This is a genomic window from Pseudomonas sp. GCM10022186 (assembly GCF_042656385.1).
In the GTDB taxonomy this organism is placed as follows: domain Bacteria; phylum Pseudomonadota; class Gammaproteobacteria; order Pseudomonadales; family Pseudomonadaceae; genus Metapseudomonas.
Map to the genome: position 1 here is coordinate 18,792 of NZ_JBHSOU010000057.1, position 8,993 is coordinate 27,784.

Below are 8,993 nucleotides of genomic sequence, written 5' to 3' on the forward strand. Positions count from 1 at the left end.
GCGGTCGGGCAGCGGACACTCCCCCAACGCAGAAAACATGCCAGGGAATTCAAGCACTTGGCCGGGCCTTGCAGCGGTTTTCCAGACAATCACCGGCACGATGCCAGTCGCAATCTGCCGAAAAACGTCAGTCCGCTGCGGCTGTCGCTCCTCTGATCGGTTGAAGCTCAATCGCCACCGGCAACCTGAAGTACAATCGCCTCTTTTTTCAGCGAACCCGGCCCATCGATGATCGATCCCAAGCGCGTACTGCGCGCCCTAGCCGAACACTGGACGTTGCTCGAGCCGCTCTGCGAGCGCTTCGATAGCGGCACCCTGAGCCTGGTGGAACTGCGCGTGCAGCTCGCCGGCCAGTTGCCGGAGGGCACGCCCACCGACATCACCGCCCTGCTCGACCTCTGGGTGCGCCTGGACATCCTGGTTCCCGTGGCGAAAAGCCCGAACCGCTTCGAGCTGAACGCGCAGATCCACGACTTCCTCGCCTACCTGCGGCGCGAACACCGCCTCGGCCTGTGCCTGGAGATCGAAGCCTACCTGCGCCACCTGGAACGCCTCGCCGGCTACATCCAGGAAGCCTTCGAGATCCGCGACGGCAACGACCTGGCGCGCCAGCTGCGCCTGCTCGACATGCGCGTGCGCGACGTGCTGAAGAAGCTCGACAACGACGAGCAGGCGCTGGTGGCCGTGGCCGACCGCGCCAAGACCAGCGACCGGCAGATTCCCCTGCGCCAGCGCTACGCCGAAGTGCTGGCCACCTGGGACGAATACGTCGAGCCGATGATCCAGCTGGTGGCCGCCGACGGCGCCTTCGAACAGGGCGTGCGCCGCGTCGAGCAGGTGCTGCTGCGCCTGCTGGGCGAACAGCAGCGCCTCGGCCAACTGGTGGACGACGACCTGGTGCTGCGCACCCATGCGCGCATCCTGGAGATGCAGACCAGTGCCCAGCTGACCCTGCGCAAGGCCCGCGAACTGCTGCTGCCGTTGCGCGAGGAAGCCCGCCGGCACAACGCCGTGACCCGCGGTGCCGCCCTGGCGCTGTCGGTGATCCGCAAGAAGGGCCTGGACGCCGTGCCCCAGGCGGCGATGCCGCTGTTCACCCGGCCGCAGACCACCTTCCTCGGCAGCGGCTCCCAGGTGGAGGCCTATGTCTACGCCCTGGCCCGCTTCCAGCCGAAACCGGCGCACTTCCCCAAGTCCGGCGGCCCGCGCAAGGCCGCCGCGCCGCGCTCGCCGAAGACCGCGCGGGAAATGCTCGACCGCTGCGAGCAGGCCCTGCCGCTGCCGGACCTGATGGTCTGGCTGCTGGAGCAGGAGCCCGAAGGCGCCACCGACGAGCTGCTCTACTGGTTCTCGCGCCTGTCCCGCGATGCGCGCTTTTCGCGCGACCGCCTGGAGCGCCGTGAGTACCTGACCGCCGAGCACCAGGTCAGCCTGAGTTCCTATGCCCTGATCAAAAGCCCCACCGCCGCGGCCGAGAAGACTTCCTGATGAATATCGACCTGAAAGAAATGACCCAGCTGGCGCCGATCTTCCGCGAGCTGTTCAAGGGCTATCACCTCTCCCGCAGCGAGCCGGAGTGCTACGCCCAGCTGTCCACCATGCAGGACCAGTACCGCGCCCTGTTCAAGGCCCTCGGCTTCGAGCTGATCTGCGACCCGCGCGGTTTCTACTACTTCGTGCCCGAGCAGATGGGCGCCCAGGTGAACAAGACCGCCCAGCGCCTGGCGCTGTTCACCTTCATCCTGGTGGAGCACCTGGCCGACCAGGGCCGCGACCCGCTGTCCGTGCTGGACGGCGGCAGCATCGGCCGCGACGAGCTGCCGGCCCTGCTGGAGAAGTACCGCGACCTGTTCATGCAGGCCGAGGTGACCACCCATGAAGAGCTGGAAGAAAAGGTCATCCGCCGCCTGACCCAGCTCGGCTTCGCCGAGGACAGCAACGGCGTGTACCGCTTCCTGCCGCCCATGCACCGCTTCCTCGACGTGTGCCTGGCGGTGCAGCACGACCGCGACCTGGCCGCCAGCCTGCACAGCACCGACCTGGAGCTGCACGCCCCGGTGCTGCTGGACGACGACAGCGGCGACGCCATCATCCCCATCGAAACCGCTGAAGTCGTCGAAGCCGACACCGAGTCCGAAGAAGACGCCCTGGCCCGCGCCATGGCCGAAGAACGCGCCGCCCAGGAGGAAGACGCATGAGCCAGGAACGCTACGGCATCCGCCGCTTCGCCCTGCTGAACACCGCCGGCTACAGCCTGGGCCTGTTCCCGCTGGAAACCCCGCTGTCGATCTACGGCGCCAACAACCTCGGCAAGTCGGCGTCGATCAACGCGCTGCAGTTCCCGATCCTGGCGCGCATGTCCGACATGAGCTTCGGCAAGTACAGCCTGGAACAGTCGCGCAAGTTCTACTTCGCCACCGACACCAGCTACATCCTCGTCGAAGTCTCCCTGCCCCACGGCCCCCACGTGATCGGCGTCGCCGGCCGCGGCCCGGGCGGCGGTTTCGGCCACCAGTTCTTCGCCTATCGCGGCGAGCTTGACCTGGAGCACTACCAGCGCGACGGCACTTGCCTGCGCCAGCGCGAGCTGTTCAACAACCTGGAGCGCGAAGGCATCAAGGCCTACGAGCTCAAGCCCGATGAACTGCGCCGCCTGCTGGTGGGCGGTCATACCTCCATTCCGCTGGACCTGACCCTGATCCCGCTGCGCTCCACCAGCGAGCAGAGCCTGAAGACCTTCCGCTCGCTGTTCATCAACCTGCTGCACATGCGCGAGATCACCGCGGCCAAGCTCAAGCAGCTGTTCCTCGACGCCTTCGAGCACAGCCTGCGCTCCGGCAGCGTGGACTACATCGCCGCCTGCGAAGAGGCCTTCCGCGACGTGCGCCGCATGGAGCAGGACTACCAGGCCCTGGTCGCCGCCGGCCCGCTGGTGGAAGCCCTGGCCAACGGCGTGGCCCAGCGCGAAGTGCTGCGCGGCAAGCTGCATCGCATCTCCCCGCTGCTGGACTCCCTGCTGGGCACCTGGCAGGACTATTCCGGCGCGCGCAAGGAAGAGCTGGTGATCCAGGCCGAGCACTACCGCAACGAGCAGGACGGCCTGCAGAACGAGCAGCGCGGCGGCACCCAGGAAATGATGCGCCTGGAGCGCGCCATCACCGAGAACCAACGCTGGCTGGGCGAGCTGGCGGTGCTGAAGAACCGCTTCGCCCTGGTGGAAGACGCCAAGGTGCTGGAGCAGCAACTGCTCGCCGCCAAGGATGCCCACGACGAACTGGCCGGCGCCCTGGCGCAATCCCGCCAGTTCTCCGCAGAAGACCTGGACGAGCGCCTGCGCGACCTGGAAAAACGCCTGAAGGCGGTCAAGCAGCAGCTCGACCACGCCGACAACAACAGCTACTCGCGCCTGCGCGAAGAGTTCTCACAGGCCGACGTCGATCGCCTGATGCGCCTGTTCAACGGCCAGCTGTTCAGCCTGCCGCTGGGCGAGAAAGGCATCCAGCTGGACGATGGCGAAGCCTGGGTGAAGACCCTGGAAAGCGTGCTCGACCAGTTCAAGGGCAGCCAGTTCGAGGTGCCCGGCCTGTCCATCGACCTCTCCCATATCGAGCCGCCGGCCCTGCAGGCCCTGGCCGACCGCGCCGCCCTGCGCGACCAGAAGGACCGCCTGGAGCGCGAGCTGAAGCAGCTCAAGACCCAGCAGTCGGTGGCCGCCGACCGCGCCGCGAGCAAGGCCCAGGCCGAGAAGCTCTACCAGGACGTGCTGGATGCGCAGAAAGCCCTGGAAGACTTCCGCAAGACCCAGACGCTCACCGCCGAGGAACCGGCCAAGCTGGAAGACCTGGCGCAACTGGAAGCCACCCAGGACGAGCTCAAGCGTTCCGCCGATGCCTTTACCGAGCGCGTCCAGCAGCTGTCCGCCAAGCTGCAGCTGGTGGGCCGCCAGTTGGCCGACCTGGAAGCCAAGGAACGCACCCTGGAAGACGCCCTGCGCCGCCGCCAGCTGCTGCCCGCCGACCTGCCCTTCGGCAAGCCCTTCATGGACCCGGTGGACGACAGCCTGGACAACCTGCTGCCGCTGCTCAACGACTACCAGGACACCTGGCAGGCGCTGCAGCGCATCGACGGCCAGATCGAGGCACTCTACGCCCAGGTACGCCTCAAGGGCGTGGCCAAGTTCGACAGCGAGGACGACGCCGAGCGCCGCCTGCAGCTCCTGATCAACGCCTACGCCCACCGCCAGGACGAGGCCCTGACCCTGGCCAAGGCCCGGCGTGCAGCCGTGACGGACATCGCCCGGACCCTGCGCAACATCCGCAGCGACTACGACAACCTGGAACACCAACTGGCCCTGTTCAACCGCGAGATCAACAAGCGCCAGGTGTCCAACCTGTCGAGCTTCCGCATCGTCCTCGCGCCGAACAAGGAAGCCCTGCGCCACATCGACCAGATCATCCACAGCGCCGGCCAGTACGAGGAAGGCGAGACGCTCTCGGTGTTCGACCTGACCAACTCCAGCGACCAGGATGCGAAGAACGAGGAAGCCAAGGAATACCTGGCGCGCCTGGTGGCGGCCAACGGCAACCAGCTGGGCCTGAAGGACCTGTTCGAGCTGGCGTTCGAGATCACCAAGGTGCACGGCCAGCCGGTCATCCACACCGACATCGATGGCGCCGCCTCCAACGGCACCACCATGACCATCAAGGCGCTGACCAACATGTACCTGCTGCTGCACCTGATGGACCGCGAGCAGGCCGGCCGCATCCGCCTGCCCTACTACCTGGACGAGGCGGCGGACATCGACGAGCGCAACCAGCAGGCGCTGATCGAAACCAGTCAGCAGCTGGGTTTCACGCCCATCCTCGCCTCAGTGAAGCCGCAGGTATCGGCCAACGTCGCCATCGACCTGGAAGGCGGCAGCGGCCCGAACGGCATCTACATCGACGAGGCCGACTGGAAGTTCATCAAGCGTCGTGAGGTAGCCAAGGCCGCCAGCGAAGCCGAGGAGACGGCGGCCGAACCCGCCTGATCCGACTCCGGAAAAAACGAAAGGGCCGCAATCGGCCCTTTTGCTTTCCGGGTCCTGGTGGACCAATACCCTACGGAGCGCCCTTGTAGGGTGAAAATCCACGAAGTGGATTTCCACCAATGGGCATCACTTGCCGAGGGGAATCTTCGGCGCCCAGGTCAGCCACTCCTCCTCGGCGTCGTCATGCAGCGCGAACGTCTGGCCATCGAGCGCCCGGTTGCCCATCTGCCCTTCGTTCGGCGTGGCAAAGGAGATACCGCCCTCCATCAGCGACTCCAGGGATTCGGTGCGCACCTTCACCCCCTTGAACAGGCTGGCGTCCACCCCCACTCCGCTGGTGTGCCAGAAGCGGCTGCCGCTGTGCACCAGGGGCGCGTAGCGCGGTTCGATCAGCACATGGATGAAGACGCGGTCGGCGGTCTTGCCCAGTTCGTAGGACAGTACCTTGCCTACCGGCACTTCGCGGTAGTTGACGATCACACCGGGTTTGATCGAACCCCGGCGCGGCGCGCTGAGGACGATGCGCAGGCCTTCCTGGCGGGCAATCGGGTCCGGCGCCTGGGCCAGGGCCGTGAAGCGGGTTTGCGCCGCCCCGGGCTTGCCGGCCGGCAGGACTTCCAGGTACTGGCCGCTGACCAGGGTATCCAGATTGGCGGTGCGCAGCAGGCCGAGCTCCGGCCGGACCACCCAGAACTGGGTGCCGGCACGGGCGATGCGATCGGCAGCCTGGGTGAGGCGCGCCTTGACCACCACGCCTGAAAGGTCATTGTTCAGCGTCACGGTCTGCACTTCACCCACATCGATGCCCTTGAAGCGGATTGGGGTGCCTTCCTTGATGCCCTCGGCCTGGGGAATGGCAATTTCGATGGGAGTACCCTTGTCGATGGCCTGGGCCTCATCCTGGTACAGGGTGAAACGGCGTGGACGAGTCACCGGCTTGGCCTTGGGATCGGGCGTGGTGAAGGTGATGCCGCCGGCCAGCAGGGTCTGCAGGGACTCGCTCTTCACCTCGACGCCCGACAGTCCGCCCTTCAGGCTGATGCCGCTGGAATTCCAGAAGCGGGTGGACTCGTTCACCAGCTTCTGGAACTCGGGTTCGATGTGGATGCCGATCACCACCCGCTGCTGGTCGCGGGAAAGCTGGTAGCTCTGCACGCTGCCCACGCGCATCTGGCGGAACAGGATCGGGCTGCCCACTTCCAGGGAGCCGAGGCGGTCGCTGGTCAGTACCAGGTGCAGGCCGGGGGCGTCGGTATTCAGCGGCGGCGCCTTGGGTCGAACCTTGAACTCGCGGGTCGGCGTCCCTTCCTTGGCGAAGCGCACGGCGATGTAGTTGCCCTTCACCAGGGCCTCGATACCGGTGATGCCGGCCAGCGAGATCGACGGTTTCACCGTCCAGAACTCAGTGCCTTCCACCAGGTAGTCTTCGGTGCGCGGCTCCATGGTCAGCTCAGCGGTGGCGCCGGTGAAGTCCTTGTCCATGTCGAGCTTCTTCAGGGTGCCGACCTGCACGCCGTTGTACATCACCGGCGTGTTACCAGGATTGAGACCACTGACGTCGTCCATGCGCAGCAGGACCCGCAGGCCGGCCTCGGCGGCCTCGAAGCCGTCGTACAGGCGGAAGGGAATGCTGGGATCGGTGGGCGGGCTGTCCTGGCGGTGCTCCGGAGTGGAGAAGGCAATGCCGCCGGCCATGATGCTGAGCAGGGACTCGGTGCGGATCTTCACCCCCGACAGGCCGGCGGTGACATTCAGGCCGCTGGAGTTCCAGAAGCGCGTGTGCTTGCGCACCAGGTGGGCATAGGGCTGCTGGATATGCACCTTGATCTCGACGGTGCGCTGGTCTTCGGCGAGCTGATAGCTCTTCACCTGGCCGACCTGGATCTGCCGGTAATAGACAGGGCTGCCCTGTTCCAGGGATCCCAGCCGCTCCGCCTTGAGGGTGAGGTGCAAACCGGGCAGCGAATCGGAAAGCGGCGGCGGTTCCGCCAGGGCCACGTACTTGCGCGCAGCTTCACCCTTGACCGGGTCGATGGCGATGTAGATGCCGGAAACCAGGGTTTCCAGGCCGGTGACGCCGGCCAGGGAGACCCGCGGGCGAACCAGCCAGAAGCGCGTGTCCTTGCTGAGGTAAGGCTCGGCTTCCTTCATCACCTCGACCGTGGCGATCACACCCTTGATATCACTGCTGACATGAAGGTCGGTGACCTTGCCCACCTGGATGCCCTTGTACATCAACTGGGTCTTGCCCACCTGAATGCCATCGCCGTTCTCGAAGCGTATCTGGATCTCGATACCAGCCTCGCTCATGGCTTTCCAGGCCAGCCACAGGCCAATGAGCAGCGCCAACAGGGGCAGCACCCAGATGGCGGACCAACTGGTGGTTTTCTTGGTTTTTGGCGTTGGCAGCTCAGGCATTCTCGTCGTCCATATCGGTGTTGTCCCAGATCAGTCTGGGGTCGAAAGTCACTGCCGCAAGCATGGTGATGACCACCACACTGGCGAAGGCCGCCGCCCCAAGGTTGGCTTCGATACTGGCCAGGTTGCCGAAGTTCACCAGCGCCACCAGGATGGCGATGACGAAGATATCCAGCATGGACCAGCGACCTATCCATTCGATGAAGCGGTACATCAGGATGCGCTGCCGCGGCGACATGGGCAGGTGCCGCTGAACTGAGTAAAGCAGCAATGCGATGCCTACCAGTTTGAAAGTGGGTACCAGGATGCTGGCGACGAAGACCACCAGGGCGATCGGCACCATCTCAGCGTGGATCAACTCGATCACGCCGCCCATGATGGTGGAGGGCGCGCCATTGCCAAGGAAGTTCACCGTCATGATCGGCAGGACGTTGGCCGGGATGTAAAGGATGGCAGCCGTGATCAGCAGCGCCCAGGTGCGGACCAGGCTGTCGGGGCGGCGCGGGTGCAGTTCGGCACCACAGCGGCGACAGGTGTCATGGTGGTCGTCCGACTCCGGACGGTTCAACTGGTGGCATTCATCGCAGACGATGATGCCGGCATCAATGGCGCGCATGTGCTTCTCCTTCCGCATCCAGCGCGTCCCAGACCTGGTGCGGCGACATGGTGACCTCCAGCCAGACCTGGGACAGCAGCAGTCCGATGAAACAGACCAGGCCGATGCCCAGGTGCAGGTCGGCAAGGTCGAGCAGCTTGACGATGGAAACCAGGATGCCCATGAGATAGACCTCGAGCATCCCCCACTCCCGCAGATGGTGGTACAGGCGATAGAGCAGCACCCCCAGGCCAAGGGCCCGGCGGGTACTGATGCAGACCAGCACAACCAGTTGACACAACAGTTTTACCAAGGGGATGACCATGCTGCACAGGAACACCAGCACGGCGACACCCTCCATTCCGGTGTTATACAGGCCCACCACTCCGGTCCAGACGGTGTCCTGGGTGGTCTGCCCGAGCAGGTTGAGCTTCATGATCGGCAGGAAGTTGGCCGGGACGAACAGCAGCAGCGCGGTGAATACCAGCGCCAGTGCGCGTCGCTCCATCTGCGAGCGGTGCACCACCAGCTCATAGCCACAACGAGGGCAGCAGGCCTTCTGTTCTTCGCCAAGATCGGGACGACGCATCAGCAGGTCGCACTCGTGGCATGCGATCAGATCGTGCAGGGGCAATTCGGATAAGGGGCGTTGATCAGCCTGTTCAGGCATGGCGGCAAAGCTCTTGGGATAACGCGGCTATTTTAGACGAGCGGGCTAGCGTGGTCGCGGCTCAAGCGTTTCCGGCCGCTGTCGCCCACGCTGACCTACGATGGTGGGCTGAAGCCCACTCTACGGCCTTGGCGCCACATCCCAACACTTAACGCAGACATAGCCAAGCTTTTCCCGCGCGCAAAGACAAACCCCCGACACGCCTGGGCGTATCGGGGGTTTGGGATAGGCGCTTGACGATGACCTACTCTCGCATGGAGAAGCTCCACACTACCATCGGC

At 65.1% G+C, this 8,993-nt stretch carries 6 protein-coding genes; 3 read left to right on the forward strand and 3 right to left on the reverse strand.

The window, feature by feature from the left end:
- Nucleotides 1-228: 228 nt before the first annotated feature.
- The 3 genes from mksB to mksF are packed head-to-tail and all read left to right on the forward strand — an operon-like array spanning nucleotide 229 to nucleotide 5,029.
- Nucleotides 229-1,488: an Mks condensin complex protein MksB gene (gene mksB, locus ACFPU0_RS18405; RefSeq protein WP_377694713.1), complete on the forward strand. Its 1,260-nt coding sequence runs from the start codon at nucleotides 229-231 to the stop codon at nucleotides 1,486-1,488.
- Nucleotides 1,488-2,198 (forward strand): Mks condensin complex protein MksE, encoded by a 711-nt coding sequence (gene mksE / locus ACFPU0_RS18410; RefSeq protein ID WP_377694714.1) that lies wholly within the window; start codon nucleotides 1,488-1,490, stop codon nucleotides 2,196-2,198. The genes mksB and mksE overlap by 1 nt, the downstream gene beginning before the upstream one ends.
- Nucleotides 2,195-5,029, forward strand: coding sequence for an Mks condensin complex protein MksF (gene mksF, locus ACFPU0_RS18415; protein WP_377694715.1), 2,835 nt, complete (start codon nucleotides 2,195-2,197; stop codon nucleotides 5,027-5,029). Before mksE ends, mksF begins: the two co-directional genes overlap by 4 nt.
- A 126-nt stretch (nucleotides 5,030-5,155) precedes the next feature.
- Here the strand turns inward: mksF and ACFPU0_RS18420 are convergent, their stop codons facing one another.
- The 3 genes from ACFPU0_RS18420 to ACFPU0_RS18430 are packed head-to-tail and all read right to left on the reverse strand — an operon-like array spanning nucleotide 5,156 to nucleotide 8,712.
- Nucleotides 5,156-7,447, reverse strand: coding sequence for a PqiB family protein (locus tag ACFPU0_RS18420; RefSeq protein WP_377694716.1), 2,292 nt, complete (start codon nucleotides 7,445-7,447; stop codon nucleotides 5,156-5,158).
- Nucleotides 7,440-8,063 carry a paraquat-inducible protein A gene (locus tag ACFPU0_RS18425; protein WP_377694717.1) on the reverse strand — a complete coding sequence of 208 codons (624 nt, stop codon included), beginning with the start codon at nucleotides 8,061-8,063 and terminating at the stop codon, nucleotides 7,440-7,442. Before ACFPU0_RS18425 ends, ACFPU0_RS18420 begins: the two co-directional genes overlap by 8 nt.
- Nucleotides 8,050-8,712, reverse strand: coding sequence for a paraquat-inducible protein A (locus ACFPU0_RS18430; protein WP_377694718.1), 663 nt, complete (start codon nucleotides 8,710-8,712; stop codon nucleotides 8,050-8,052). The genes ACFPU0_RS18425 and ACFPU0_RS18430 overlap by 14 nt, the downstream gene beginning before the upstream one ends.
- Between the last annotated feature and the right edge of the window lie 281 nt (nucleotides 8,713-8,993).

Bases quoted from the DNA above. Each gene is read 5' to 3' on its own strand.
- mksB (WP_377694713.1), top strand. From the start codon at position 229: ATGATCGATCCCAAGCGCGTACTGCGCGCCCTAGCCGAACACTGGACG.
- mksE (WP_377694714.1), top strand. From the start codon at position 1,488: ATGAATATCGACCTGAAAGAAATGACCCAGCTGGCGCCGATCTTCCGC.
- mksF (WP_377694715.1), top strand. From the start codon at position 2,195: ATGAGCCAGGAACGCTACGGCATCCGCCGCTTCGCCCTGCTGAACACC.
- ACFPU0_RS18420 (WP_377694716.1), bottom strand. From the start codon at position 7,447: ATGCCTGAGCTGCCAACGCCAAAAACCAAGAAAACCACCAGTTGGTCC.
- ACFPU0_RS18425 (WP_377694717.1), bottom strand. From the start codon at position 8,063: ATGCGCGCCATTGATGCCGGCATCATCGTCTGCGATGAATGCCACCAG.
- ACFPU0_RS18430 (WP_377694718.1), bottom strand. From the start codon at position 8,712: ATGCCTGAACAGGCTGATCAACGCCCCTTATCCGAATTGCCCCTGCAC.